General features: G+C 72.9%; 21 protein-coding genes. 14 read left to right on the top strand and 7 right to left on the bottom strand.

Annotated features, from left to right (window positions below):
• Positions 1–91: 91 nt before the first annotated feature.
• The 4 genes from ACY34K_RS00905 to ACY34K_RS00890 all read left to right on the top strand — a co-directional run bounded on the left by ACY34K_RS00905 (position 92) and on the right by ACY34K_RS00890 (position 6547).
• On the top strand, positions 92–2923 hold the full coding sequence (locus tag ACY34K_RS00905) for a DEAD/DEAH box helicase (RefSeq protein WP_462741922.1): 2832 nt from the start codon (positions 92–94) through the stop codon (positions 2921–2923).
• Positions 2920–4227, top strand: coding sequence for an SWIM zinc finger family protein (locus tag ACY34K_RS00900; protein WP_462741920.1), 1308 nt, complete (start codon positions 2920–2922; stop codon positions 4225–4227). The genes ACY34K_RS00905 and ACY34K_RS00900 overlap by 4 nt, the downstream gene beginning before the upstream one ends.
• A 60-nt stretch (positions 4228–4287) precedes the next feature.
• Positions 4288–5670: an amidohydrolase gene (locus tag ACY34K_RS00895; RefSeq protein WP_462741918.1), complete on the top strand. Its 1383-nt coding sequence runs from the start codon at positions 4288–4290 to the stop codon at positions 5668–5670.
• A gap of 133 nt (positions 5671–5803) precedes the next feature.
• Positions 5804–6547, top strand: a complete 744-nt coding sequence (locus tag ACY34K_RS00890; RefSeq protein WP_462741915.1) for a chaplin — start codon at positions 5804–5806, stop codon at positions 6545–6547.
• Positions 6548–6695: 148 nt separating this feature from the next.
• On the opposite strand, the gene ACY34K_RS00885 is transcribed toward ACY34K_RS00890, so the two are convergent.
• The gene (locus ACY34K_RS00885) at positions 6696–7361 is read right to left on the bottom strand and encodes a DUF2293 domain-containing protein (protein WP_462741913.1); all 666 of its coding nucleotides are present in this window, start codon (positions 7359–7361) and stop codon (positions 6696–6698) included.
• Between the two features lie 72 nt (positions 7362–7433).
• Here ACY34K_RS00885 and ACY34K_RS00880 point away from each other — a divergent pair, with 72 nt between their 5' ends.
• On the top strand, positions 7434–8168 hold the full coding sequence (locus tag ACY34K_RS00880) for a DUF7873 family protein (RefSeq protein ID WP_462741909.1): 735 nt from the start codon (positions 7434–7436) through the stop codon (positions 8166–8168).
• 363 nt (positions 8169–8531) lie between these two features.
• Here the strand turns inward: ACY34K_RS00880 and ACY34K_RS00875 are convergent, their stop codons facing one another.
• Positions 8532–9743 carry a pyridoxal phosphate-dependent aminotransferase gene (locus ACY34K_RS00875; protein WP_462741906.1) on the bottom strand — a complete coding sequence of 404 codons (1212 nt, stop codon included), beginning with the start codon at positions 9741–9743 and terminating at the stop codon, positions 8532–8534.
• Between the two features lie 86 nt (positions 9744–9829).
• Between ACY34K_RS00875 and ACY34K_RS00870 the strand changes: the two genes are divergently transcribed.
• Complete coding sequence (locus ACY34K_RS00870; protein WP_462741903.1) at positions 9830–10483, top strand: winged helix-turn-helix transcriptional regulator; 654 nt, start codon at positions 9830–9832, stop codon at positions 10481–10483.
• Between the two features lie 12 nt (positions 10484–10495).
• Here ACY34K_RS00870 and ACY34K_RS00865 read toward each other — a convergent pair whose 3' ends face one another.
• Positions 10496–11482: a helix-turn-helix domain-containing protein gene (locus ACY34K_RS00865; protein ID WP_462741899.1), complete on the bottom strand. Its 987-nt coding sequence runs from the start codon at positions 11480–11482 to the stop codon at positions 10496–10498.
• 158 nt (positions 11483–11640) lie between these two features.
• Between ACY34K_RS00865 and ACY34K_RS00860 the strand changes: the two genes are divergently transcribed.
• Both ACY34K_RS00860 and ACY34K_RS00855 read left to right on the top strand, forming a co-directional pair.
• Positions 11641–12906 carry an alpha/beta hydrolase family protein gene (locus ACY34K_RS00860; protein ID WP_462741896.1) on the top strand — a complete coding sequence of 422 codons (1266 nt, stop codon included), beginning with the start codon at positions 11641–11643 and terminating at the stop codon, positions 12904–12906.
• Positions 12907–12910: 4 nt separating this feature from the next.
• Positions 12911–13549, top strand: coding sequence for a nucleoside/nucleotide kinase family protein (locus ACY34K_RS00855; RefSeq protein ID WP_462741894.1), 639 nt, complete (start codon positions 12911–12913; stop codon positions 13547–13549).
• A 360-nt stretch (positions 13550–13909) separates the two neighbouring features.
• On the opposite strand, the gene ACY34K_RS00850 is transcribed toward ACY34K_RS00855, so the two are convergent.
• The 4 genes from ACY34K_RS00850 to ACY34K_RS00835 all read right to left on the bottom strand — a co-directional run bounded on the left by ACY34K_RS00850 (position 13910) and on the right by ACY34K_RS00835 (position 17728).
• Complete coding sequence (locus ACY34K_RS00850; protein ID WP_462741891.1) at positions 13910–14854, bottom strand: carbohydrate kinase family protein; 945 nt, start codon at positions 14852–14854, stop codon at positions 13910–13912.
• Complete coding sequence (locus ACY34K_RS00845) at positions 14817–15725, bottom strand: pseudouridine-5'-phosphate glycosidase (RefSeq protein WP_462741888.1); 909 nt, start codon at positions 15723–15725, stop codon at positions 14817–14819. The genes ACY34K_RS00850 and ACY34K_RS00845 overlap by 38 nt, the downstream gene beginning before the upstream one ends.
• Before the next feature lie 68 nt (positions 15726–15793).
• Positions 15794–17041: an MFS transporter gene (locus ACY34K_RS00840; protein WP_462742727.1), complete on the bottom strand. Its 1248-nt coding sequence runs from the start codon at positions 17039–17041 to the stop codon at positions 15794–15796.
• A 132-nt stretch (positions 17042–17173) separates the two neighbouring features.
• Positions 17174–17728: a methylated-DNA--[protein]-cysteine S-methyltransferase gene (locus ACY34K_RS00835; RefSeq protein ID WP_462741885.1), complete on the bottom strand. Its 555-nt coding sequence runs from the start codon at positions 17726–17728 to the stop codon at positions 17174–17176.
• A 331-nt stretch (positions 17729–18059) separates the two neighbouring features.
• Between ACY34K_RS00835 and ACY34K_RS00830 the strand changes: the two genes are divergently transcribed.
• From ACY34K_RS00830 to ACY34K_RS00805, 6 genes are all read left to right on the top strand, one after another.
• The gene (locus ACY34K_RS00830; protein WP_462741882.1) at positions 18060–18932 is read left to right on the top strand and encodes an MHYT domain-containing protein; all 873 of its coding nucleotides are present in this window, start codon (positions 18060–18062) and stop codon (positions 18930–18932) included.
• Positions 18933–18991: 59 nt separating this feature from the next.
• A complete protein-coding gene (gene uvrB, locus ACY34K_RS00825; protein ID WP_462741879.1) occupies positions 18992–21145 on the top strand; it encodes an excinuclease ABC subunit UvrB in 2154 nt (717 codons plus the stop codon).
• Between the two features lie 136 nt (positions 21146–21281).
• Positions 21282–21860, top strand: a complete 579-nt coding sequence (locus tag ACY34K_RS00820; protein WP_462741876.1) for a TerD family protein — start codon at positions 21282–21284, stop codon at positions 21858–21860.
• 100 nt (positions 21861–21960) lie between these two features.
• Positions 21961–23937, top strand: a complete 1977-nt coding sequence (locus tag ACY34K_RS00815; RefSeq protein WP_462741874.1) for a TerD family protein — start codon at positions 21961–21963, stop codon at positions 23935–23937.
• Positions 23938–24182: 245 nt separating this feature from the next.
• The gene (locus tag ACY34K_RS00810) at positions 24183–25208 is read left to right on the top strand and encodes a TerC/Alx family metal homeostasis membrane protein (protein ID WP_462741871.1); all 1026 of its coding nucleotides are present in this window, start codon (positions 24183–24185) and stop codon (positions 25206–25208) included.
• Positions 25209–25336: 128 nt separating this feature from the next.
• Entirely contained in the window at positions 25337–25633 is a 297-nt protein-coding gene (locus ACY34K_RS00805) for a hypothetical protein (protein WP_462741868.1), read from the top strand.
• Positions 25634–25636 lie beyond the last annotated feature (3 nt).

Raw genomic sequence — 25636 nt, 5'->3', positions numbered from 1 at the left:
CCGGGCCATTGTCAGACCCCACCCGTAAGGTCGGAGACTCAGTAGGAATCCGGCCTGTGTGAGGGAGGTGACCCGGGAGGTGACCCGGACCGTGAGCACGCCGTCGACCGCCCCGCCCGGCGGCGGCCCGCCTCCGCCGCCCGGGTGCGCCGCCGTCTTCCTGCCCGCGTCCCTGCCGCGCGAGGGACGGGTCGCCTTCTGGTCCCCGGACGGTGGCCCCCTGCCCGAGACCCAGGCACCCGGCACGATCACGGTCGTGCGGCCGCACGGCACCGGTGTCCGCACCCGCAGCGTCCCGGCGGTGATCCTCCCGGTCGCCGAAGCGCTCCCGGCACTCGTCGCCGCCCGGCACAGCCCCACCGCGCACCCCGCGGCCGCCTGCTGGGGCGCGGCCGCCCTGCACGCCCTGCACCTGGCCGCCCGGGGACGGCTGCTTCCGGGCCTCACCGCCGACGACCTCGACGCCTGGCGGGCCGGGCCCCTGGACGCCGACGACATCGCCCACCTCAGGTCGGTCGCCGCCGCCATGCCGTACGAGGCGCACGCCTCGCCCGTCCCCGGCCCGCGCCCGCTGCGGTTGCCCGAGCCGGAGGCCCTCGTCCGGGCTTTCCTCGACGCGGTCGCGGACACCCTGCCCCGTACCCCGGCAGCCGAGTACGCCGCCGGGGCGCCGTTCGCCGCCCGCGCGCCGCAGCACCTGCCCCGCGCGCGTGCCTGGGCCGCCGAGGCCGCGGCCGGCATGGACGCGGGCGTACGGGTCTCGCTCCGCCTCGACCTGTCCGGGTACGAGCTCTTCGACACCGTCCGGGAGGGGGCCGAGCAGCGGCAGGCCGCGGCGGCGCTGGTCCAGGTGCACAGCCTCGCCGACCCCTCCCTGGTGGTCGACGCGGCCGGACTGTGGGCGGGTGAGTCCGCCGAGAACTTCGGGCCCCGGGCCCGGATCGACGCCGTGCTGGCGCTGCGGCGCGCGGCCCGCGTGTGGCCGCCGCTCGCCCGCCTCCTGGAGCGCGACGTGCCGGACGTCCTCCCCCTCACGGAGGACGAGCTGTACGAACTGCTGGGGCCCGCCACGACCCGGCTCGGCGCGGCCGGTGTCACCGTGCACTGGCCCCGCGACCTCGCCCGGTCGCTGAGCGCGGCGGCCGTCGTACGGCCCGCCCCCGGCTCGGCCACCGACGGAACGGCGTTCTTCGACAGCCAGGAGCTGCTCGCGTTCCACTGGCAGCTGGCCCTCGACGGCGATCCGCTGACCGAGCGGGAGATGGACGCCCTCGCCGAGGCGCACCGGCCCGTCGTGCGCCTGCGCGACCAGTGGGTGGTCGTCGACCCCGCCCTCGTCCGCAAGGCGCGCAAGCGGGAGCTCGGCCTGCTGGAGCCGGCCGACGCGCTGGCCGTGGCGCTCACGGGCACCGCCGACGTGGACGGCGAGACCGTCGAGGCCGTGCCGGTCGGGGCGCTCGCCGCGCTGCGTGACCGGCTCCTCGCCGGTCCGGCCGAGGCCGCCCCGCCACCCGGACTGAACGCCACCCTGCGCGACTACCAGCTGCGGGGTCTCGCCTGGCTCGACCTCATGACCTCCCTCGGCCTCGGCGGCTGCCTCGCCGACGACATGGGCCTCGGCAAGACCGTCACCCTGATCGCCCTTCACCTGCGCCGCGCCCGCCGCGCCCCCACGCTCGTGGTCTGCCCCGCATCGCTGCTCGGCAACTGGCAGCGGGAGATCAGCCGGTTCGCCCCCGGTGTGCCCGTACGCCGCTTCCACGGCACCGACCGCAGCCTGGAGGACACGGACGGAGGCTTCGTCCTCACCACCTACGGCACGATGCGCACCAGCGCCGAGCGGCTGGCCGCCCACGAGTGGGGGATGGTCGTCGCCGACGAGGCGCAGCACGTCAAGAACCCCTTCTCCGCCACCGCCAAGGCGCTGCGCACCATTCCCGCCCCCGCCCGGGTCGCCCTCACGGGCACGCCCGTCGAGAACAACCTCTCCGAACTGTGGGCGCTGCTCGACTGGACCACCCCCGGCCTCCTCGGCCCGCTCAAGGCGTTCCGCTCCCGCCACGCGCGCGCCGTCGAGAACAGCGAGCAGATCGAGAACGACGAGGCGGTCGAGCGCCTCGCCCGGCTCGTCCGCCCCTTTCTCCTGCGCCGCAGGAAGTCCGATCCCGGCATCGTCCCCGAACTGCCGCCCAAGACCGAGTCCGACCACCCCGTCCCGCTCACCCGCGAACAGGCCGCGCTCTACGAGGCGGTGGTGCGCGAGACGATGGCGCAGATCGAGGCGGCGGAAGGCATCGCGCGCCGCGGTCTCGTCATGAAACTGCTGACCTCGCTCAAGCAGATCTGCAACCACCCCGCCCAGTACCTGAAGGAGGACCCGGCCCGGCTGGCGGGCCGCTCGGGGAAGCTGGCCCTCCTCGACGAACTGCTCGACACGATCCTGTCCGAGGACGGCTCCGTCCTGGTCTTCACCCAGTACGTGTCCATGGCACGGCTGCTCACCCGGCACCTCACGGCCCGCGCGATCCCCTCCCAGCTCCTCCACGGGGGAACGCCGGTGGCGGAGCGGGAACGGATGGTGGACCGCTTCCAGTCGGGCGGGATCCCGGTGTTCGTCCTCTCCCTGAAGGCAGCGGGCACCGGCCTGAACCTCACCCGCGCCGGGCATGTCGTGCACTTCGACCGCTGGTGGAACCCGGCCGTCGAGGACCAGGCCACCGACCGGGCGTACCGCATCGGGCAGACCCAGCCCGTCCAGGTCCACCGGCTGATCGCCGAAGGCACCGTGGAGGACCGCATCGCGGAGATGCTCCGGGCCAAGCAGGCACTGGCCGACGCGATCCTCGGCTCCGGCGAGGCGGCCCTGACGGAGCTGTCCGACCGTGAGCTGGCCGACCTGGTCTCCCTGCGGAGGGCGTCATGAGCCCGCACCACGCCGGTTCCGGCCCGCGGCCCGGGCGTGCCGCGCGGCGCGCCCCGCTGCACGACGACCACCGCCGTACGTTCCCGCAGCTTCCACCCGCCCGGGAAGCCGGAGGCGGCTTCGCCGCCACCTGGTGGGGCAACGCCTGGGTGGAGGCGCTGGAGGACAGCGCGCTGGACGCGGCCCGGCTCGCCCGCGGGCGGGCCTACGCGACCACCGGCCATGTGGACGCGATCACCGTGACGCCCGGCCGGGTCGTGGCCTATGTGCACGGCAGCCGCCCCCGGCCGTACCGCGCGGAGATCCGGCTGCGCGTGCTGGGCGACGACGACTGGGAACGATTCCTGGACGCGGCCGCGGCCCGTCCCGAACACATCGCCGCCCTCCTCGACAAGGACGTGCCGCACGCCCTGGCGGCCACGGCCGACCTGCTGCCCCACCCCGGCGACCTGGTCCCCGACTGCTCCTGCCCGGACCACGGCTTCCCCTGCAAGCACGCGGCCGCCCTCTGCTACCAGTCGGCCCGCCTCCTCGACGAGGACCCGTTCGTGCTGTTCCTGATGCGCGGCCGCGGTGAACAGGAGATCCTCGCCGCGCTCAGCCACCGCAACGCCGCCCGATCGGCCTCGGAAACCACCGGCGTGCCGCCGCGGATGCCCACCGTCCCCGCCCGCGGCGAGGTTTTCGGCACCACTTCCGGCCACGCCCCCGGGCGACCGCTCGCCCTGCCGCCACCCCTGCCGGCCCCCGCGCACCCCGGCCGGCCGCCCGTCCACCCCGAGGACCGGGACGGCCCCGACCCCCTGGCGCTGGAACTCCTCGCCACCGAGGCGGCCTCCCGCGCGCACACCTTCCTGACCACCGGCCACGACCCCGTGGCCGCGCTCACCCCCTGGCAGGACGCCGTCCGCCTGGCCGCCGCCCACCCGGGCTCCGGCCTGACCGCCTCCACCCGCGCCCTCTACCGGGACCTGGCCACCGCCCTGGACCGCACCCCCGCCGACCTGGCCCGCGCGGTGGCGGCCTGGCGCCAGGGCGGACCCGCCGGCCTGGCCGTGCTGGAAGAAGTCTGGGACCCGCCCGCCGGCCCCTTCGACCGGGCCCGCCCCGCGCTCATCGCCGCCGACTTCCCGCTCTTCCGCCCCTGGCGCAACCGCCTCTCCACGGCGTCGCTCCAGCTCCGGTACGGCCGTGACGGGCTCTGGTACGGCTATGAGTCGGACCCCGGCCGCGAGGACTGGTGGCCGCGCGGCACCCCGGACGCCGATCCCGTGGGCGTACTGGCCGAACTGCTGGGACGCTGAGGCAGCGGGCCGGCCGGCCCACCCGGGGAGCCCGACGACGAGCCCGACGGAGGACGCGTGATGCCCGCACCGTACGAGGAAGCCGCCCACCCGGAAGGCCCCACCCCCGCCGATCTCGTCGTCGAGGGGTGTGCCCTGCTCCTCCACGACGCGGAAGGCGCTGTCCGCTTCGAGGACGACGGCGGGATCGTCGTCCACGGCGGCGTGATCACGGAGGTCGTCTCCGCCGGCGCCGCGGCCGCCGTCCCGGCCGCGGAGCGGATCGACGGGCGGGGGCAGCTCGCCATGCCCGGCTTCATCAACTGCCACACCCACAGCCCGATGGTGGCGCTGCGCGGGATCGCCGAGGACCTGCCCGTCGAGGAGTGGTTCAACGACCGGATCTGGCCGATCGAAAGCAATCTCACCGACCGGGTCGTCGAGCTGGGAGCGCGGCTCGCCTGCGCCGAGATGATCAGCGCCGGGGTCACCGCGTTCGCCGATCACTACTTCGCCATGGACCGGGTGGCGGCGGCGGTCGTGGACAGCGGGCTGCGAGCCGACCTCGGCTGGGCGTACTTCTCCAGTCAGGGCCCGCAGGGGCGGGAGCGGTCACTGGAGTTCGCCCTGCGGTGGCGGGGCGAGGCGGACGGCCGGATCACGACGTCGCTGGCGCCGCACTCCCCGTACACCGTGGACGAGGCGGACCTGGCGGCGACCGCCGAACTCGCGGCGGCCCACGGGCTGCCCGTGCACATCCACGCCGCCGAGAACCGGGAGCAGACCGGGAGCAGCCTCGAGCGCCTCGGGCTGACACCGGTCGAGGTCCTGGCCCGGGCCGGGCTGCTCGACGTCGATGTGCTCATCGCGCACGGCACCGGGATCACCGAGCGGGACCTGCCGGTGCTGGCGCGCGGGACCGGCCGCATCGGGGTCGCGACGGCCCCCAAGGGCTGTATGAAGTTCGGCTGGGGCACCACGCCCGTACGGGCACTGGCGGACATCGGTGTGCCCGTCGGGCTGGCCACGGACGGAGCCGCGTCGAACAACACGCTGGACGTGTGGGAGAGCATGACCCTCACCGCGCTGGTGCAGAAGTCCACGCAGCGGGAGGCCCGGTGGCTCACCGCGCGGCAGGCGCTCGACCTCGCCACGACACAGAGCGCGCGGGTGACCGGACTGGGGGAGAAGGCGGGGGCGCTCGCGCCGGGGCGCGCGGCGGACTTCATTCTCGTCGACCTGACGGGTCCGCATGTCCAGCCGGTCCACGACCTCGCCACGGCACTGGTGTTCAGCGCGCGGTCCGCAGATGTGCGGACGACGATCGCGGCCGGCCGCGTCCTCATGCGCGACCGCCGTCTGACCACCGTCGACGTACCCGCTGTGATCCGTCAACTGACCGCTGAACTCCCGGCATTGACGGCCGGCGGCGACGGTCGGCGTATTCAGACGTACAACGCGTAGAGATGATGTGAGGGTTCGATTAATCCACCACTCGATGGGGTGAAAGGCAGATGCGTCATAACCCGCGTTGGCTGTAAGGCGTTAATTCCGGTGCGGGCGGGTGCCCGTGAATTTCTCCGGAAGGCAGGAAGCCATGAGGCATACTCGCCGAAATGGTCTGGTCACACTGGTGGCCACGAGTGGTGCGCTCGCTCTGGCGGCGGGATATGCGCACGCCGACTCCGAAGCGGACGGTGTGGCGGCCCACTCCCCGGGAGTGATCTCGGGCAACACCGTTCAGCTGCCGGTGGACGTCCCGGTCAACATCTGCGGCAACACCGTCAATGTGGTCGGGCTGCTCAACCCCGCGGCGGGCAACCGCTGTGAGAACGACGGCGGGAACGAGCACAAGAGCAGCAGCCCCCGGCACAAGGACAAGCCGGGCACCGCCCGCTCCGGCCACGAGACGGCCGGCGGCTCCGGCTCGAACGGCGGCGCCTCGGCGGAAGCGGTCACCGAGGGATCCCCGGGCGTCATCTCGGGCAACGGCCTGCAGCTGCCCATCGATCTCCCCGTGAACGTCAGCGGCAACTCCGTCAGCCTGGTCGGGATCCTCAACCCGGCCTTCGGCAACGCGTCCAGCAACGGCGGTTCCAAGCCCCCCGCCGTCACGCCGCAGACGCCCCCGAAGGTCACCGAGCCCGTGGCGCCGCCGAAGGCCGAACAGCCCGCGGCCCCGGCGCCCGAGGCGGCGCCCGAGCCGCAGACGAGCTCGGTGTCGCTGGCCGACACCGGAGCCGACGGCCTGCTCGGCGTGGGACTCCCCGCCGCGGCCGGGCTGCTGCTCGGCGGCGCGCTGCTCTACCGCCGCTTCCGCCCGGCGGGCGCCGACGTCTGAACCCGGGACGCACCGTGCCGCGGACACGTGGGTCCGCGGACGGGCGACCGTCACCGGACGCGCCGCTGCCACCACGGGGTGCGCCGCTGCCACCGCGGCCGCGCCGTGCCGTGACGGTGGCCGGCCACTTCCTCGTCCGGTACCCGGTTCACCGCCGCCAGGCCGCCAGCACCGCCTCGATGGCCGGTGTCACGCGGGCGCGCGCCTGGCGGCGGGGGACGCCCCGCATCAGCAGTGCGTCGTACTCCGTGTCGAGGTGGCGCACCGACGCCCGGACCGCGGCCGTCACCGCTCCCTCGTCCAGCGCCCGTCCCGCGGCCGACCGGCCCACCCGACCGCTGCCGCGCAGGGAGGCGTGGGCCGCGATGTCGTCGGCCCGCTCCGGCGGGCAGTGCGGGAAGAGCCGCACGATCTCGGCGGCCAGCGAGGCCGTGAACCGTACGTCCTGCGCCGCACGCCGGGCCGCGTCCCGGGCGCGCCGGCGCGCCCGCGCGTCGGCGTCGGCGAGGCAGGCTGCCTCGGCCGCGGTCAGGGCATGCTCCTCGACGAGGATGCCCTGCCGCTCGTACCGCGTACGGCGCCTGTTGTGGCGGACCACGACCGCCCACAGCGGGCTCGCCTCCCGGGCGCGCCGGGTGAGGGCCGCGTCGCCGCGGGGCAGATAGACCAGATGTCCGAGATCGGCGCAGCGCAGGCAGAGCGGGGCGTTGAACTCCAGCACGATCCTGGGCTGAGGTCCCCGCCCGCACTCCGCGCAGTGAGGGGGCCGCAGCGGCTCGATCACCACCAGCGCGTCGGCGGACACCGGTCTCATGGCGTCACACGCTCCTCAAGGCCCTTGATAAATCGTTCGATTCGATGATCGGGCTTAGGTTAGTTTTCCCGTGTGGCAACGAAACTCAATCAGATCATCGCCGTCGAGAAGGGCGTGAAGTCCAAGGCGCACCAGGACCTCGCCGCCGCGCACCAGGGACTGCAGAAGCCCGCTCTGCTCGCCGGGATTTCCCGTACGTACCAGCCGAAGGACGAGGAGGGTGAGCAGCTTCCGCCCGAGTCCACGCTTGTGCAGGTCAAGGCCGAGGACGTGCTGCGGGACACCGCCAGGACCCTGACCCGGCTGTTCGATGTGACCGCCACCAAGGACTGGGCCAACTGCACGGCGCGCGCGGACGTCACCGTCGAGGGACGCGTGCTGGTGAGCGAGGTCCCGGTCGCGTATCTGCTCTTCCTGGAGAAGCAGCTGGCGGACATCGCCGCCTTCGTACGCAAGCTGCCGGTGCTGGACGCCGCCGAGTCGTGGACGCAGGACCCGTCGACCGACGCGTGGAAGACCGAGCCGGTGCGGACGGTGCGGACGCGGAAGGTGCCGCGCAACCATGTGAAGGCCGAGGCCACCGACAAGCACCCGGCGCAGGTCGAGGTGTACTACGAGGACATTCCGGTCGGGTACTGGACCACGGTGAAGTTCTCCGGCGCGCTGCCGGCGCGGCGCGTCAATGAACTGCTGGAGCGGGTGGAGAAGCTCCAGCAGGCCGTGAAGTTCGCCCGCGAGGAGGCGAACGCCGCGGAGGTCACCGACCAGCGGGTCGGCGACGCCGTGTTCGGTTACCTGTTCGGGTAAGACTCCCCGCCCGTGCGTCAGACGCGGGCGGGGTGCGCGAGGAGCGCGAAGCTGAAGCTGAAGTTCGTCGTGAGATCTCAATCTCAGGCTATTGCTCCAGACTCAGCATGCGCCGCCGATCGCCGGTGCGACCGGGCCCGGGGCCTGGGACGTCGAAATGCCGGTTCAAGTCCGGCCCGCGGAGCTCGATCCGCGGTGGTCCAAAGGCAGGACGCGACGCTATGAGATTCACCCGGGTTTCCACCCGTGCCGGCGTGTGATCATCGGTGGCATCCACAGGGCTCGGGGGTCGGCTACACCCCCGGGCCCGCTCCCTTTTCCGCGGGCCCGGATTCCCCATTCTGCGGACCGTGTTCGCGTTCTCTACTGGCGGTATCCGCTCAGGAAGCGCCCGATCCGGCTGATCGCCGCGTCGAGATCGTCGGCGTACGGCAGGGTCAGAATGCGGAAGTGGTCCGGGCGCGGCCAATTGAAGCCGGTGCCCTGGACGACCTGGATCTTCTCGCGCAGCAGCAGATCGAGGACGAATTTCTCGTCGTCGTGAATCCTGTGCACCTTCGGGTCGAGGCGCGGGAAGGCGTACAGCGCGCCCTTCGGCTTGACGCAGGAGACCCCGGGGATCTCGTTGAGTTTCTCCCAGGCCCGGTCGCGCTGCTCGTGGAGGCGCCCGCCGGGCGCGGTGAGTTCGTGAATGGACTGCCGGCCGCCGAGGGCGGCCTGTACGGCGTACTGCGCGGGGGCGTTGGGGCACAGCCGCATGGAGGCGAGCATGGTGAGCCCCTCCAGGTAGCTGCGGGCGTGCTGCTTGGGGCCGCTCACCACCAGCCAGCCGGACCGGAAGCCGGCCACCCGGTAGGTCTTCGACAGACCACTGAAGGTGAGGACGACCAGGTCCGGGGCGAGAGCGGCGGCCGTGTGGTGGACGGCGTCGTCGTAGACGATCTGGTCGTAGATCTCGTCGGCGAACACCATCAGCTGGTGGCGGCGGGCGAGGTCGAGGATGCCCTCGACGATCTCGCGCGGATAGACCGCGCCCGTGGGGTTGTTGGGGTTGATGATGACGACGGCCCTGGTCCGGTCGGTGATCTTCGACGCCATGTCGTCGAGGTCCGGGTACCAGTCGGCGGACTCGTCGCAGAGGTAGTGCACGGGCCGGCCGCCGGCGAGGGTCGTGACGGCGGTCCACAGGGGGAAGTCGGGTGCCGGGATCAGGACTTCGTCACCGTCCTCCAGCAGCGCCTGGACGGCCATGGAGACGAGCTCGGAGACACCGTTGCCGAGGAAGACGTCGTCGACGTCGACATCGGCCAGGCCGAGGGACTGGTAGCGCTGCGCGACGGCGCGCCGGGCGGACAGGATGCCCCGGGAGTCGGTGTAGCCGTGGGCCTGGGGGAGCATCCGGATCATGTCCTGGACGATCTCCTCGGGCGCCTCGAAGCCGAAGAGGGCCGGGTTGCCGGTGTTGAGGCGCAGGACGCTGTGGCCCGCTTCTTCCAGGGCGTTCGCGTGCTCGATCACCGGGCCGCGGATCTCGTAGCAGACCTCGTTCAGCTTGCTCGACTGCCGGAACTCCATGCGCGACGACCTCCCCAGAAACGGTGTTGCTTGGTTTTACCAAGTTCGAGCTTGGAAAGTCCAACAACATGTCTAGACTGCGTCCCATGCCACGTCAGGACTCCCGTCGCCGAAGCTATGACCAGTACTGCGCCGCCGCCCGCGCACTCGACGCCGTCGGTGACCGCTGGACGCTGCTGATCGTCCGAGAACTGCTCGCCGGTCCGCGGCGGTACACGGACCTGCACGCCGACCTGCCGGGCGTCAGCACGGACATGCTCGCCTCACGGCTGAAGGACATGGAGCAGGGCGACCTCGTCACCCGGCGCCGGCTGCCGGCGCCCGCCTCGGCGTACGTCTACGAACTGACCGGCCGCGGCCGGGAACTGCTGCCCGTGCTGCGCGCGCTCGCCACCTGGGGAACCTCCGTGCTCGACGTTCCCCGCCCCACGGACGCCGTACGGGCGCACTGGTTCGCCCTTCCGCTGCTCGGCGCCCTGGAAGCGGCCGGGGAGCCGGGCACCGTCGAAGTACACCTGGACGAGGGGGTGTTCCACGTGAGGCTGAAAGCCGGGAAGTCCGCCTACGGGGACGGTCCCGCCGAGAACCCCGACGCCAGGCTGCGGATGGACGCCGCGACCTGCGCGGCACTCGGAGCGGCGGAGCTGACCGTCGGGGAGGGAGTGAAGGCCGGGCGCGTCGAAGTGGCGGGGGAGGGGCCCCTGGCTGCCGCGCTCAGGGGAGAGATCGCCGCGGCCTGACCCGGTCGCGCGTCAGCGGCTCCGGTCCCCGGTGCCGTCGGCCCGCCGGACCAGCATGCTGCCCAGGGCGGTGCGCCGGTGCAGGACCGCCCGCCCCGCGCGGACCGTGGTGATCAGACCCGCGCCGCGCAGCGCTGCGGCGTGGGCGGAGGCGGTGGCGTTGCTGACGCCCGCCCGCCGGGCGAGGCCGCTGGTGGTGTGCTCTTCCGCGAGCAGCAGCAGGATGTCCAGCCGGGTCCGCCCGACCACCGCGGCCAGGGCGTCCTCGGTGTCACCCGGCCCGGTCGGCGTGAGCGGCACGCCGGGGCCGGCCGGGTACGTCACCATCAGCGGGCCGTCGGGCAGGTCGGCGATCACGGGACGGCCCGTCCAGTGGAAGCTCGGCACCAGCACCACACCGCGCCCCGCCGGGGCGACGTCCCGCTCACCCGGCCCGTCGAACTCCCACACACCGTCCCGCAGCCGGCTGCCGGGAAAGAGCCCTTCCAGCGCGGCACCGATGCCGTGCTCGGCCACGGCCAGGGCGTGGCGAGCGAACTCCGCCTGGTGCAGCTCCCGCACCACCGGCCACACCGGCCCCAGAATCGTCTCGAAAGCACTGTGCTGTGCACGCCGGAGGACCTGCCAGGCGCCCTCGTCCCCCCGGTACAGATCCCGGACCCAGAGCGGAGCACGGTCGCCATGGCCCGCGTAGACGCGCTCCAGCTCGGCGCGGACCAGCTCGGGGCGGGACGCCCGGACGGTGTCCAGCCCCTCCGCCAGGCTGTCGCTGAACACATCGAGGAATCGCGGGGCCGCGCCCAGCGGCACCAGATCCCCCAGGGGCTCCACCGCGCCCGGCAGACGGCGCAGCACCCGCTGTCTCCAGCGGCGGAACAGCAGCGGGTCGTCGGGCCGGAACATCGTCAGGAACGCCGCGTTCAGCTCCTGCAGAGGAGCCGGCCGGGGCGCGAACCGGACCCGCGCGAGGTCGTCCGCCGTCAGATGAATGCGTGTCACTACTCTCCCCGGTCGCGCCGCGCCATCGTTTCGGGCAGGGCCTGAACCATCGCCCGCACTCCCCACCGCACGGCAGCCTTCCCCCACGCGCTCCCCATTGAGACAGGGGGCCGCCGCACGCACAAGTCCGACCTCACGGGCACGAGCAGGGGAGAGCCATGTTGCACGAGATGGGAGCCGGAATGGGACGGCGGGCGTTCGCCAAGTCGGGCGCCCTGGCCGCCGGGTTGCTGCTCGCGGGCGGCGGTGCCGCGCGGGCCCGGTCCGCCCAGAGCCGGTCCGCGCGGACCCGGTCGGCGGACGACGGCCTCGTTCTGCGGCTGCCCGCGCCGACCGGACCGCACCGGGTCGGCGTGACCACACTGCATCTGGTCGACCGCGGCAGGCCCGACCCGTGGCTGCCCGGGCTCGCCCGCGAGGTGGTGGTCTCCGTGCACTACCCGGCCCGCACCGTCCGCGGCTACCCGCTCGCGCCGCAGCTGACGCGGGAAGGCGCACAGTGGTTCACCAGGATCGACGTGTGGATCCACGACCTCCCCAAGGCGGGAGTGGACTGGGCGGCCACCATGACCCACGCGCATCGCGACGCGCCCGCCGGGGCCGTGCGCAGGCCCGTGCTGCTCCACAGCCCCGGCGGCGGCGATCCGCGCACCCTCGGCACCAGCCTCGCCGAGGAGCTGGCCAGTCACGGGTTCGTGGTGGTGAGCGTCGACCACCCCGGCGACGCCAGTGCCGTCGAGTTTCCGGCCGCCACCGGGGAGAGGCAGAAGGTCAGGGAGACGGTGCTCACGGGACCGCCCACACCGGAGCAGTTCCGCACGATGATCGACACCCGGGTCGCGGACCTCCTGTTCGTACGGCGGCGGCTCGAAGCGCTGGCCGCCGGGCGGAACCCCGACGCCGGGGGAAGACCGCTGCCGGAGAACCTCGGGCGTGCCCTGGACCCGCGGAGGGTGGGCGTCTACGGCCACTCCGCCGGCGGGACCGCCGCGGCACAGGCCATGTACGAGGACCCCTGCATCGGCGTGGCGGTCAATCTGGAGGGCTACCTCGACCATCCGCCGCGGACGCCGGGACGGCCGGGGGAGCTGTTCCCGGTCGCCCGGTACGGAGTCGACCGCCCCCTGATGCTCCTCGGCACCGACCGCTTCCACGACGAGCGGTTCGAACGCGGCTGGTCGGCCATGATGGCCCAGCAGCGCGGCCGCACCGTCCGCCGGCGGATCGACGACGCCACGCACTGGGTCTTCACGGACTACGCGTCCATGGCACCGCAGCTGCAGGCGGCGGGCCTGATGACCCCCGCGGGACGCGACGCCCTCGTCGGCCCCGTCGATCCCGCCGAGTCGGTGCCGGCGGTGCGCGAGCACGTACGCACCTTCTTCGCCCGGCACCTGCGGGCCGGCACTCCTCGGGCAGCATGACGGTGTGAGACTCGAACCGATCACCTGGGAACGGCTGGCGGGCGCCCTCGCCGCGCACGTCGACGGGCTGCCCGTACCGGCGGTCGACGGCGGGCCGTGGCTGAAGGTCGCCGTCGACGGGCCGCCCGCCGCCCGCCCCGGCGACCTGGCGGGGCTCCTCGCCGATGAACTGCGGCTGCGCGGGCGGGCGGTGCTCGCCGTCGGGACCGGCAGTTTCCTGCGGCCGGCCTCGCTCCGGTACGAGTACGGCAAAGAGGACCCCGACACGTACTACGGCGGCTGGTTCGACACGGCGGCACTGTGGCGGGAGGTCTTCGGGCCCCTGGAACCGGGTGGCAGCGGCCGGGTCCTGCCGGACCTCTGGGACCCGGTCACGGACCGGGCCACGCGCAGCCCCTACCACCCGCTCGCCGAGGGCGGGGTGCTGATCCTGCACGGGCCGTTCCTGCTGGGGCACTGGTTCCCCTTCGACCTGACCGTCCATCTCTCGCTCACGCGGGGCGCACTGACCCGGCGCACCGAAGAACGCTGGACGCTTCCCGCGTTCGAGCGGTACGAGGACGAGGTCGGCCCGTCGTCCGCCGCCGACGTCCTGGTCCGCGCGGACGATCCCCGCCACCCGGCATGGGGCGGCCTGCCCTGATCCGGACCGGCGAGGCCTCCGGGTCGGTCCCCGCCGCAGCGCCGGAGGCACCTTGCGGCCGGGGTGGCCGCCCCACGCGGGTGTTTCCCGTGCGGGTGCGCCCGCCAGGCCGCCGCATGCCGGTGCCGCCCCACGCCGGTGGCCGCCGCATGCCGGTGCTGCCCCACGTGGTGGCTACCCCACGCAGGTAGGACCGCCCCGAGCCGGTAGCTCGCGCACGCGCCGGGTGCCGCCCCGCGCTGGTGGCCGCCCCGGCGCCGGCGCCCCGGCCTGGTACGCCGGTGCGCGCCACACACGCGGGTCGCCGTACCGCGCTCACCGCGCCGGTTGCCGTCCGGCGCTCCGGTTCCGGTCAGGGTTTCAGGGGCGGCCGCCCGCCTGCGTGACCGCCTTCGCTCCCGCCCGGCAGCCCGCGGCCGCGGCGGCGGCCGGGTCGGCGCCGGCGAGACGCGCCGCCAGGAAGGCGCCCGTGAAGGCGTCACCCGCGCCCGTGGAGTCGACGGCCCGTACGACGGGGGCCGGCACGCGGGCGACGATCCGGCCCGACCGCGCCACCAGCGCCCCGCCCGCCCCGGTCGTCAGCGCGACCAGCGGAAACTGCTGGCTCAACTTCACCGCGGCGTCCGCGGGTTCGGTCAGCCCCGTCAGCAGCGCCGCCTCGTCGGCGTTGGGCAGGAGCACCTCCACGCCCTCGACCGCCGCCAGGAACCGGTCCACACCGAGCTCCGTGACGAACCCCGCCGACGCCGGGTCCAGGCTCACCGGGACACCCCGCTCCCGAGCCGCCGCCAGTGCCGTCCGGGCCGCCTCCCGGCTCCGCTCGGCGAAGAAGAGGTACCCCGACAGATGCAGCGCCCCGACCTCTTCCAGCATCCCGGACGACCAGTCGCAGGCCGCCAGCCGCAGCACGGCGCCGCTGTCCGTCAGGAAGGTCCGCTCGGCGGTCGCGTCGACCAGCGCCACGACCGTCGCGGTCGGCGCGTCGGGGTCGCGGACCAGTAGCGGCCGTACCCCCGCGGCCCGCAGCCGCTCCTCGTGCCAGGCCGCCCAGTCGGTGCCGACCCGGGCCAGGAGCCGTACGTCCGCGCAGCCCGAGGCGGCCGCCCAGCACGCCACGTTGGCCCCCGCGCCGCCCGGCAGCGTGAGGATGCTCGCCGCCGTGTCCGTCGCGGGCGCGAGCGGCGCCCGGTGCCGGGCCACCACATCGGTGACCACGTCCCCGACGACGAGCAGCGCGCCCCCGCCGGCCGTCCCGCTCACCGAGGCCTCACAGCGCGGCCGCGATCCGCGCGGCCAGCGCGACATTGCCGCGGACCGCCGCCAGGTTGGCCTCCAGCGACGCCCCGTCGGTGTACCGCATCAGATACTCCAGCAGGAACGGGGTGACCCCCTGCCCGGCGATGCCCCGCTCCCGGCATTCGTCGAGGGCCTGCGCGAGCACCCGGTCGTGCAGCGCCGGGTCCAACTGCTCGCTCTCCGGCACGGGGTTGGCGACGATCAGCGCCGCCTCCGGCCCGCCGAGCGCGTCCTGTGCGCGCATCACCGCCGCCACCTGCTCCGGGGACCGCACCGTCCAGTCGACCGGCTCGCCCGAGGACGTCAGGTAGAAGCCGGGGAAACGATCCGTCCCGTATCCCAGGATGCCGATGCCGAGGGTCTCCAGCCGCTGGAGCGTGGCGGGCACGTCGAGGATCGACTTGACCCCCGCACAGACCACCGTGATCCGGGTCCGCGCCAGGAGACGCAGGTCCGCCGACTCGTCCTGGGTCTCGGTCCATTCGCGGTGCACCCCGCCGAGACCACCGGTCGCGAACACCCGGACACCCGTTCGCGCCGCCAGGAACGCGGTCGCCGACACGGTCGTCGCCCCGCTCGCCCCGGCCGCCAGCGCCGGTGCCAGATCGCGGTGCCCCAGCTTGCGCACGTCCGGATCGTTGGCGACGCGGTCCAACTGCTCCTTGTCCAGACCGATCCGCGGCACTCCGTCCAGCACGGCGATCGTGGCCGGGACGGCACCTCCGGCCCGTACGAGCCCCTCCAGCTCCTCCGCCACGGCCAGATTGCGCGGCCGTGGCAGCCCGTGCGCGATGATCGTCGATTCGAGGGCGACGACGGGACGGCGCGTCGCCACCGCCTCCCGTACCTCTTCGGACAGCACCACTGTGGTCTCAGACATGACCCATCCCTGGCACGGTGGTGGCCCGCCCAAACCTCGGCGCGGGCGTCGGCGCGGCCCGGGCAGGATCATGCCTTCCGGCGCACCGACCGCCTGAGCGCCAACGCGGCCAGCGGAAGCAGCAGGCATGCCCCCACCGCGTTCAGCCAGCCGTATCCGCCCTGCGCCACGATCAGACCGGCCGCCACGCCGCCGACCCCCGCCGCCGTGTTCATGGTCAGGTCCGACAAGCCCTGCACGGCGGCCCGGGCGGCCTGCGGCACGGAGTCCGTGAGCAGCGCCGACCCCGCGACCAGCCCCGCCGACCAGCCCAGTCCCAGCAGAAACAGCCCGAGGGCGGTGCGGCCGTGACTGGGGCCCGCCGTCCCGGCCAGCAGCGCCGCCGAGGCCAGCAGGCCCACCGCCAGACCGATCACCGACAGCCGGCCGAGCCGGTCCGACAGCCAGCCCATCACCGGCGAGAAGGCGTACATGCCCGCGATGTGCCCGCTGATGACCAGCCCGATCAGCTGGATGTCCGCCCCGTGGTGGCTGAGCGACACCGGCGTCATCGACATGATCGACACCATGGCCGTGTGCGCGACGGCCACCGTCACCAGCGCGAGCCGGGCGTGCGGGGACTCCCGCACGGCCCGCAGCCCCGCCCCCAGGGAGCGGCCCTTGTGCGGGGTGTCCTCCCCGTCCGCCAGCGCCCGGGCCGTCAGCAGCGGATCGGGGCGCAGCAGGACCGCGACCATCGCCGCCGAGACGAGGAAGACGACGGCCGCCCAGAGGAACGGTCCGGCGGCGGCGGGTATGCCGAGCCCCGAGACGCTCCGTCCGGCGGGGGCGGCGATGTTGGGGCCGAGCACCGCTCCGACGGTCGTCGCCCACACGACCGTCGAGATCGCCCGGGCCCGCCGCTCCGGCGCGGCCAGGTCGGCGGCCGCGAACCGTGCCTGGAGGTTCGCCGACGACCCGGCGCCGAACCCGGCCATGCCGACCAGCAGCAGGGGGAAGTTTCCGAGGACCGCGGCGACCACCACCACACCGGCGCCCAGGGCTCCGACGAGGTACGCCAGCACCAGCCCCGGCCGCCGGCCGCGGGCCGTCATGAGAGCCGCCAGCGGCATGGAGAGCAGCGCCGTCCCCGCGACGGTCGCGGTCGGCGCCAGCCCGGCCAGCGCCTCCGTGCCGCTGAGCTGCTGCGCCAGTACGGCAGCCAGCGCGATGCCGGTCGCCACGCCCAGCCCGCCGAGGATCTGGCTGGCGATGAGGACGGCCGCGATCCGCCTCCTCAGCGCGGGCAGCTCGGCCGCCGTGACCGGGGCCGGCATGCGGGCGGCGGCGGTTGCCGCGGCGGACGGCGGGCCGGCCGCGGGATCGGAACCGGTCACCTGGCCCGGGGCGTCGGCATCGGGTATGTCGGGCTGCGTAGTCACTGACGCAGTGTGTCACCCCTTACAAGGTCAGAACAGTGGCTGCGGCAGCACCCCTTCCAGCGCCAGCAGCCGGCGCTTGGTCTCCAGGCCGCCGCCGAACCCGCCGAGCCCCCCGTCGCTCTCCACTACCCGGTGGCACGGCACCACCAGCGGCAGTGGATTGGCGCCCATCGCCGCGCCGACCGCCTGCGCCGCCCCGGGCTGCCCGACCCGCTCGGCGAGGTCTCCGTACCCCACGACCGTGCCGTACGGCACGCCCGATGCCAGCTCGCGCAGCACCTGCCGGTTGAACCCCGCCGTCAGCGACCAGTCCAGATCCAGTCCGAACTCCTGGAGCTCCCCCGCGAAGTACGCCTCCAGTCGGCGTATCGGCTCGGCCAGCCGCCCGGAGGCGCTCTCGACCAGCTCCACGCCCAGCCGGTCCGCGAGTTGCTTCAGCGCCCGGTCGCGCACCGCCTCGCGGGCGTGGAACGCCACGTTCACCAGCCCCGTGCCGGTCGCGGCGAGCAGCAGCGGACCGATGTCGCTGCCGACGACGGCCCACTCCGCGAACTGCCCCTCGAACCGCTCCTCGCTGTCCATGCCGACCACGGTACGGCCGGCCACGGACATCGCCGTCCCGCCGGCGCCGTGCGGCAGGGGCCGCCGCGTCGGGCGGGGCCGGAGTTCCGGCGCCCGAGGGCCGGCCTTCCGCAGCCAGGTGGCCGGCGCTCCGGCACCAGGTGGTCGGAGTTCCGGCAACGATCAGTCGGTGATCCCACGATCACCATCTTTATATCGACAAATCTCTGCCAATCTCCGCGGACGTGTGCGCGCGGTGCGCCGGGCGCCATAGCCTCGGCCCCGTACCAGCGGGTACACATGCACCACCAGCTTCCATGCGGTGGGGCTTCAGGGCGGAGGGCATCGGGGAATGCAGGGCACAGTCGACGGATTCAGCTACGGCCTCGTCACGCCCGTGGCCGCCTACCTCATGGCCTGCCTGGGCGGCGCCCTGGGGCTTCGCTGCACCACCCGGTCGCTGCGCAACGGCGGCCGTCTCAAGGCGGGCTGGCTGGCGCTCGGCGCCACCTCCATCGGCTCCGGCATCTGGACCATGCACTTCATCGCGATGATGGGCTTCACCGTCGCCGAAGCGCCGATCGGCTACGACCGAGCCATCACCTTCGCCAGCCTCGCCGTGGCGATCGTGATGGTCGGCATCGGGCTGTTCATCGTCGGTTACCGCGGGGCGACCGCGATGGCGCTGGTCACCGGCGGGACGATCACCGGCCTCGGCATCGCCACCATGCACTATCTGGGCATGGCCGGGATGCGCATCCAGGGCCAGATCCAGTACGACACCCTCACCGTCGCCCTGTCCGTGGTGATCGCGGTCGTGGCGGCGACGTCGGCGCTCTGGGCGGCGGTCTCGATCCACGGCTTCCTGCCCAGCCTCGGCGCCAGCCTGATCATGGGCATCGCCGTCAGCGGGATGCACTACACCGGCATGGCGGCGGTCAGCGTCCACCTGCACGGCGACGGCACCGCCCCGGGCGGTGGCGAATCGGCCGCCTCGCTGCTCGCCCCCATGCTGATCGGCCCCGCGGTGTTCCTGCTGCTCGCGGGCGTCGTCGTGATGTTCGACCCGCTGCTCGTGATGGGCGAGCCCGACCGGCGGACCCGGGAGAACCGCGGCACCGTCCCCGGCGTGCCGGCCCCCCGCCAGGGCCACGCCTACGGCGAGCCCGCCAACTGGTCCTCGGCCCGTCCGCAGCGGCGCCGGGAACGCACCCGCGACCGCTGAGCGGCCCGGGCCCGCCGCCGAGCCGCCCGACTGTCAGTGCGGGGTCGTACGGTGGTTGCATGCGGCCCGTTTCCAAGATCGAACGCACGGTGGCGCCCTTCGAGGTCGTCAGCCCCTACCAGCCCAGCGGCGACCAGCCGACGGCCATCGCCGACCTGGACCGGCGCATCCGCGCGGGTGAGAAGGACGTCGTCCTGCTCGGCGCGACCGGTACCGGAAAGTCGGCGACCACCGCCTGGATGATCGAGAAGCTTCAGCGCCCCACTCTGGTGATGGCGCCGAACAAGACGCTGGCCGCGCAGCTGGCCAACGAATTCCGTGAGCTGCTGCCGAACAACGCGGTCGAGTACTTCGTCTCGTACTACGACTACTACCAGCCCGAGGCGTACGTCCCGCAGTCGGACACGTACATCGAGAAGGACTCCTCGATCAACGAGGAGGTGGAGCGGCTCCGCCACTCCGCGACGAACTCGCTGCTCACCCGGCGCGACGTCGTCGTGGTCGCCTCCGTCTCCTGCATCTACGGCCTGGGCACGCCGCAGGAGTACGTGGACCGGATGGTCCCGCTCAAGGTCGGCGAGGAGATCGACCGCGACCAGCTGCTGCGCCGGTTCGTCGACATCCAGTACACCCGCAACGACCTGGCCTTCGCCCGGGGCACCTTCCGGGTGCGCGGCGACACCATCGAGATCTTCCCGGTGTACGAGGAGCTCGCGGTCCGGATCGAGATGTTCGGCGACGAGATCGAGGCGCTCTCCACCCTCCATCCCCTCACAGGCGAGGTCATCAGCGACGACCGGGAGCTCTATGTCTTCCCCGCCAGTCACTACGTGGCGGGCCCGCAGCGCATGGAGAAGGCCATCAACGGCATCGAGCGGGAGCTGGAGGAGCGCCTCGCCGAGCTGGAGAAGCAGGGCAAGCTGCTGGAGGCCCAGCGGCTGCGCATGCGCACCACCTACGACATCGAGATGATGCGCCAGATCGGCTCCTGCTCCGGCATCGAGAACTACTCGATGCACTTCGACGACCGCGAACCCGGCTCCCCGCCCAACACCCTCCTCGACTACTTCCCCGAGGACTTCCTGCTCGTCATCGACGAGTCACACGTCACCGTGCCGCAGATCGGCGCCATGTACGAGGGCGACGCCTCCCGCAAGCGCACCCTCGTGGACCACGGCTTCCGCCTCCCCTCGGCGCTCGACAACCGGCCGCTGAAGTGGGAGGAGTTCAAGGAGCGGATCGGCCAGACCGTCTACCTCTCGGCGACCCCGGGGCAGTACGAGCTCTCCCGGTCCGACGGTTTCGTCGAACAGATCATCCGCCCCACCGGCCTCGTCGACCCGGAGGTCGTCGTCAAGCCCACCGAGGGGCAGATCGACGACCTGGTGCACGAGATCCGGCTGCGCACCGAGCGGGACGAGCGCGTGCTGGTCACCACCCTCACCAAGAAGATGGCCGAGGACCTCACCGACTACTTCCTGGAGCTGGGCATCCAGGTGCGGTACCTCCACAGCGACGTCGACACTCTGCGCCGCGTCGAGCTGCTGCGCGAGCTGCGCTCCGGTGACTACGACGTCCTGGTCGGCATCAACCTCCTCCGGGAGGGCCTGGACCTCCCCGAGGTCTCCCTGGTGGCCATCCTCGACGCCGACAAGCAGGGCTTCCTGCGCTCCGGCACCTCGCTCATCCAGACCATCGGCCGTGCGGCGCGCAACGTCTCGGGCCAGGTCCACATGTACGCGGACACGGTCACCCCCGCGATGGCCCAGGCCATCGACGAGACCAACCGGCGCCGCGAGAAGCAGATCGCGTACAACACGGCCAAAGGCATCGACCCCCAGCCGCTCCGGAAGAAGATCAACGACATCGTCGCCACCATCGCGCGTGAGGAGGTCGACACCGAGCAACTGCTCGGCACCGGCTACCGCGGCGGCAAGGACGGCAAGGGCGGCAAGGCCCCCGTGCCCTCGCTCGGCTCCCACACGCCGAAGGGTGGCGCCAAGGGCGGCAAGGCCGCGAAGCCGGCCGGCCGGAAGGGCGAACTGGTCAGTGACCGCCCCGCGGCCGAACTGGCCGGGATCATCGAGGAGATGACGGACCGTATGCGGGCCGCCGCGGCGGAGCTGCAGTTCGAGGTGGCGGCACGCCTGCGCGACGAGGTGAGCGAGTTGAAGAAGGAGCTGCGGCAGATGAAGGAGGCGGGCATCGCCTGAGCCGCAACGGCCGGTGTGTTGCAACACCGCCACAAAAGGGGACCGCCCCTGCTGCCGTGTCGGTGCCCCTGCGTAGGGTGCTGGTCAACCGCACTCTTCAGACGGTCGCGGGGATTGGAACGAGAGGGGACAGCGCGTGACGGTCAATATGACCAAGGGTCAGGCCATCAACCTGCAGAAGAGCGACGGGGGGACCCTTACCGCTGTGCGGATGGGGCTCGGCTGGCAGGCGGCTCCGCGCCGCGGTCTGTTCGGCTCGCGCACCCGTGAGATCGACCTGGACGCGTCGGCGGTCCTCTTCGCCGACAAGCAGCCGGTGGACGTGGTCTTCTTCCGCCACCTGGTCAGCGACGACGGCTCGGTCCGCCACACCGGCGACAACCTGGTGGGCGGTGTGGGGTCGGGCGGAGACGACGAGGCCATCCTCGTCGACCTGCAGCGGGTTCCGGTGCACATCGACCAGATCGTCTTCACGGTGAACTCCTTCACCGGCCAGACGTTCCAGGAGGTGCAGAACGCGTTCTGCCGCCTCGTCGACGAGACGAACGGCCAGGAGCTGGCCCGCTACACCCTGGACGGCGGCGGCCAGTACACCGCGCAGATCATGGCGAAGGTGCACCGGGCCGGTACCGGCTGGCAGATGACGGCCCTGGGCAACCCGGCCAACGGCCGCACCTTCCAGGACCTGATGCCGTCGATCCTGCCGCACCTGTAGGCGACGACCACACACACCGAACGCGGCTCCCGGAGGCACCAGACCGCCGGGAGCCGCCTCGTACGACAACACCACCGCGGCACCGAGGGGACACTGGTACATGACGGCCGAGCTGGTCCGGGGGCAGAACCACCCCCTGCCCGACACCCGACTCGAGATCCGGGTCTCGGCCGGCGTACCGGTCGTGGCCGGCGCCACGCTCGGCGACGAGGACGGCAGGCTGCCGGGCGCCGAGTGGATCGTCCACCCGGCCTCGCCCGCACTGCCCGGCGTGGAGGTCTCCCGGCAGGCCGCCGCGGACCACCGGCTCGCCGTGGACCTCGACGCCCTGCCCGCCGCCGTGCACCGCGTCACGGTGCTGCTCGCCCTGCCCCAGGGCGTCGGCGGTCCCACCCGCTTCGGCGCCGTCGCCGCGCCGTTCGTCGCCGTCACCGGCCTCGACGGCGCGGAGGTCGCCACCTACACGATCACCGGCCTGGGCACCGAGTCCGCCGTCGTCGCCCTGGAGCTCTACCGTCGCCAGGGCGCCTGGAAGGTGCGGGCCGTCGGCCAGGGGTACGCGGGCGGCCTCGCGGACATGCTCGCCGACCAGGGCCTCGAACGCGCCGCCGAACTGGCGGGCACCATCCAGGAGGCGGTCGCGGGCGGCATGGCCCGGTCCGTCGCCGCGCCACCGCCCCGCACCGCCGAGTCCGACCGCGCCCGCCGAGGCGCCCCGCTCGCCGCCTCGGGCGCCACCGGGGCACAGCCGGCCGACCCCGCGCCCGGTGCCCCGGTCACCGGACCGTCGGGGTCCACGTCCACGCAGCCCGGGAACCCGCAGCCCGCGGACGCCCAGCCCGCCGCCGGGGAGCCGGTGCCGTCCGGCGGACCCATCGACTACGCCCACCCCCGCCGCCGGGCGTCCGCGCCTCCGACGCCGCCGCCCCCGGCCGCCGCCCCCGGCACGCCCGTGGCCGGTGACGCCGGCGGCTGGTCGATGGAGGAGCGCCTCTACAACCAGGTCTGGGGCATGTTCGAGGACCTGGCCCGCACCACCGCCGCGTACCGCAGTGCCGTGGACTTCGCCGAGTCGCGCATGGACCAGGAGCTCGACCGCGTTCTGTCCGACCCGCGCAGCCGCATCGGCTCCGCCGGCGACGCCGCCCGCGAGGCGGCCCGCGCCAAGCGCGACGAGCTGACGGACCGGGCCCGCGAGGCGCTCGACCGCGACCTCGCGCAGCTGGCCGCCGAGTCCGGTGTCGTCGAGCCCGCCCTGCCGGCCGCGTACGCCCGCTGGGACAACCCGGTCTGGCACGCCCACCGCGTCCCCACGGAGAACCCCATGGCACTGCGCCTGGGCGACCTCCACCTCCCCGAGCGCCCGGACCTGCGCATCCCGATGCTGGTCCGGCTCCCGCTGGAACGCGGCCTGTGGATCGACAGCGGGCGCTCCGGCTCCGAGGCCGCCGCGCTGACGGACGAAGCCGAGCTGCGCCGTCTCGCGATGGACACGGCGGTCGCCCACGCGGCGCGGCTCCTCGCGATCCACCCGGCGGGCGAGTACAGCGTCCACGTCATCGACCCGGCGGGCTCCGGGGCGGCCTCGCTCGCGCCGCTGACCGCGGCCGGCGTCCTGGCGACGCCCCCGGAGGCCGGCGCGGCCGGCGTCACCGCCCTGCTCGCCAGGCTCACCCAGCGGGTGGACCTCGTCCAGATGGCGATCCGCAGCGGTGCGACCGATGCCCTGCCGCCCGACCTGGACACCGCCGAGCAGCTCCTGATCGTCAACGACTTCCCGCACGGTTTCGACGACCGGGCCGTCACCCAGCTCCGGTATCTGGCGGACGAGGGCCCGGCCGTGGGCGTGCACCTGCTGATGGTCGCCGACCGTGAGGACGCCGGGGCATACGGTCCACTCCTCGACCCGCTGTGGCGTTCCCTGCTGCGCCTCACGCCCGTCCAGGACGACCACCTCGCCGATCCATGGGTCGGACATGCCTGGACCTACGAGCCGCCGCTGCTGCCGCCGGGCAGTGACGTGCTGCGGCTCGTGCTGTCACAGGTGGCCGACGCCCGCCGGAACGGGCGCCGCTGACCTGGGAACTTGAGGGTCCTTTTACTCTTCCCTTTACCTTCTTTTGGGTTTTGCTGTACTGTTCTTTGCGCGGAGGGGAGTACTCCCACGTGCGGCGTGCCCGTCAGTACGGACGGTCGGACAGAGACCAGGTCCCGGGGCGCCGGCCCGTGGTGCAGGCCCAGCGACGAAGCGGGGCCGCCCGGGTGGAAGAGACCTCCGGCAGCGACGACGCTGATCAGTAGCCGTACGACGCCGGAGGCGCAGTGGACGTTTCGATGACCATGTGGGTGACGACCATTCTCGGTCTGTCCGCCCTGATCGCGGTCGACTTCTTCATCGGGCGCAAGCCCCATGACGTGTCGATCAAGGAAGCGGGAATCTGGACGGTCGTCTGGATCGTCCTCGCCGCGCTGTTCGGCCTCGGCCTGCTGGTCTTCGGCGAGAGCCAGGCTTCCGGCGAGTTCTTCGCCGGCTTCATCACCGAGAAGTCGCTCAGTGTCGACAACCTCTTCGTGTTCGTGCTGATCATGGCGAAGTTCGCGGTGCCCTCCCACCTCCAGCAGCGGGTGCTGCTGATCGGTGTGCTGATCGCCCTGGTCCTGCGCGCGATCTTCATCGCCGCCGGTGCGGCGATCATCGCCAGCTTCTCGTGGGTCTTCTACATCTTCGGCGCGTTCCTGATCTACACCGCCTGGAAGCTCATCCAAGAGGCGCGCTCCGACGAGGAGGAAGAGGAGTTCGAGGAGAACCGCCTCCTCAAGTCCATCGAGAACCGCTTCGGCGTCGCCGACCGGTACCACGGCACCAAGCTCTTCATCCGCGTCAACGGCAAGCGTGTGATGACCCCGCTGATGGTCGTCATGCTCGCCATCGGCACCACGGACGTCCTGTTCGCGCTGGACTCGATCCCCGCGATCTTCGGCCTGACGCAGGACCCGTACATCGTGTTCACCGCCAACGCGTTCGCCCTGATGGGTCTGCGCCAGCTGTACTTCCTGATCGGCGGACTGCTGAAGAAGCTCGTCCACCTCAGCTACGGCCTGTCGGTGATCCTCGGCTTCATCGGTGTGAAGCTCGTGCTGCACGCCCTGCACGAGTCCGGAGTGCACGTCCCCGAGATCTCCATCCCGTTCTCGCTGGCGTTCATCTGTGCCGTCCTGGTCATCACCACGATCACCAGCCTGATCGCCTCCAAGAAGCAGGCCGAGCGGGAGGCGGCCGAGGCGGCCGCCGAGGGGACCGCCGACGAGGTCACCGACAAGTCCAGCAAGGACAGCGTCGAGGCCTGACCCACCGGGCGGCCCACCGCCCACCCCGCACCTACGCACACCGGCCGGGTTGCCGATCAACCCGGCCGGTGTTTGCGTGGACGGCGAACGGCTCGGCCCGTGGCGGCCCGGCGGATGAGGAGCTCACCATGCGATTCGTGCAGATCGTCGACTTCGAGACCGACCGCATCGACGAGATGCGCGCCCTGATGGACGACATGGACAGCCAGTCCGATGCGCGCGACTACGCGCCCGGCCGCGTGACGGTCCTCAAGGACCGGGACAACGCCGCTCGCTTCTACGTCGTCGCCGAGTTCGCCTCGTACGAGGAAGCCATGCGGAACAGCGAGGACCCCCAGACCTCGAGCATGGCCGAGCAGTTCCAGGCCCTCTGCAAGCGGCCCACGCGCTTCATCAACTGCGATGTGATCGACCAGCGGCTCTGAGGG

It is taken from the genome of Streptomyces sp. STAM6, from assembly GCF_054963715.1.
Note: the sequence above shows the minus strand (reverse complement) of the source record. Positions and strands in the feature narration are given on the sequence as shown.

What these genes read in the sequence shown, in the direction of transcription:
- ACY34K_RS00890 (WP_462741915.1), top strand. Translation starts at nt 5,804, where the DNA reads ATGAGGCATACTCGCCGAAATGGTCTGGTCACACTGGTGGCCACGAGT.
- ACY34K_RS00900 (WP_462741920.1), top strand. Translation starts at nt 2,920, where the DNA reads ATGAGCCCGCACCACGCCGGTTCCGGCCCGCGGCCCGGGCGTGCCGCG.
- ACY34K_RS00815 (WP_462741874.1), top strand. Translation starts at nt 21,961, where the DNA reads ATGACGGCCGAGCTGGTCCGGGGGCAGAACCACCCCCTGCCCGACACC.
- ACY34K_RS00840 (WP_462742727.1), bottom strand. Translation starts at nt 17,041, where the DNA reads ATGCCGGCCCCGGTCACGGCGGCCGAGCTGCCCGCGCTGAGGAGGCGG.
- uvrB (WP_462741879.1), top strand. Translation starts at nt 18,992, where the DNA reads ATGCGGCCCGTTTCCAAGATCGAACGCACGGTGGCGCCCTTCGAGGTC.
- ACY34K_RS00830 (WP_462741882.1), top strand. Translation starts at nt 18,060, where the DNA reads ATGCAGGGCACAGTCGACGGATTCAGCTACGGCCTCGTCACGCCCGTG.
- ACY34K_RS00845 (WP_462741888.1), bottom strand. Translation starts at nt 15,725, where the DNA reads ATGTCTGAGACCACAGTGGTGCTGTCCGAAGAGGTACGGGAGGCGGTG.
- ACY34K_RS00885 (WP_462741913.1), bottom strand. Translation starts at nt 7,361, where the DNA reads ATGAGACCGGTGTCCGCCGACGCGCTGGTGGTGATCGAGCCGCTGCGG.
- ACY34K_RS00860 (WP_462741896.1), top strand. Translation starts at nt 11,641, where the DNA reads ATGTTGCACGAGATGGGAGCCGGAATGGGACGGCGGGCGTTCGCCAAG.
- ACY34K_RS00870 (WP_462741903.1), top strand. Translation starts at nt 9,830, where the DNA reads ATGCCACGTCAGGACTCCCGTCGCCGAAGCTATGACCAGTACTGCGCC.
- ACY34K_RS00850 (WP_462741891.1), bottom strand. Translation starts at nt 14,854, where the DNA reads ATGTCGCGCTGGCCGCGCGGATCGCGGCCGCGCTGTGAGGCCTCGGTG.
- ACY34K_RS00805 (WP_462741868.1), top strand. Translation starts at nt 25,337, where the DNA reads ATGCGATTCGTGCAGATCGTCGACTTCGAGACCGACCGCATCGACGAG.
- ACY34K_RS00895 (WP_462741918.1), top strand. Translation starts at nt 4,288, where the DNA reads ATGCCCGCACCGTACGAGGAAGCCGCCCACCCGGAAGGCCCCACCCCC.
- ACY34K_RS00875 (WP_462741906.1), bottom strand. Translation starts at nt 9,743, where the DNA reads ATGGAGTTCCGGCAGTCGAGCAAGCTGAACGAGGTCTGCTACGAGATC.
- ACY34K_RS00835 (WP_462741885.1), bottom strand. Translation starts at nt 17,728, where the DNA reads ATGGACAGCGAGGAGCGGTTCGAGGGGCAGTTCGCGGAGTGGGCCGTC.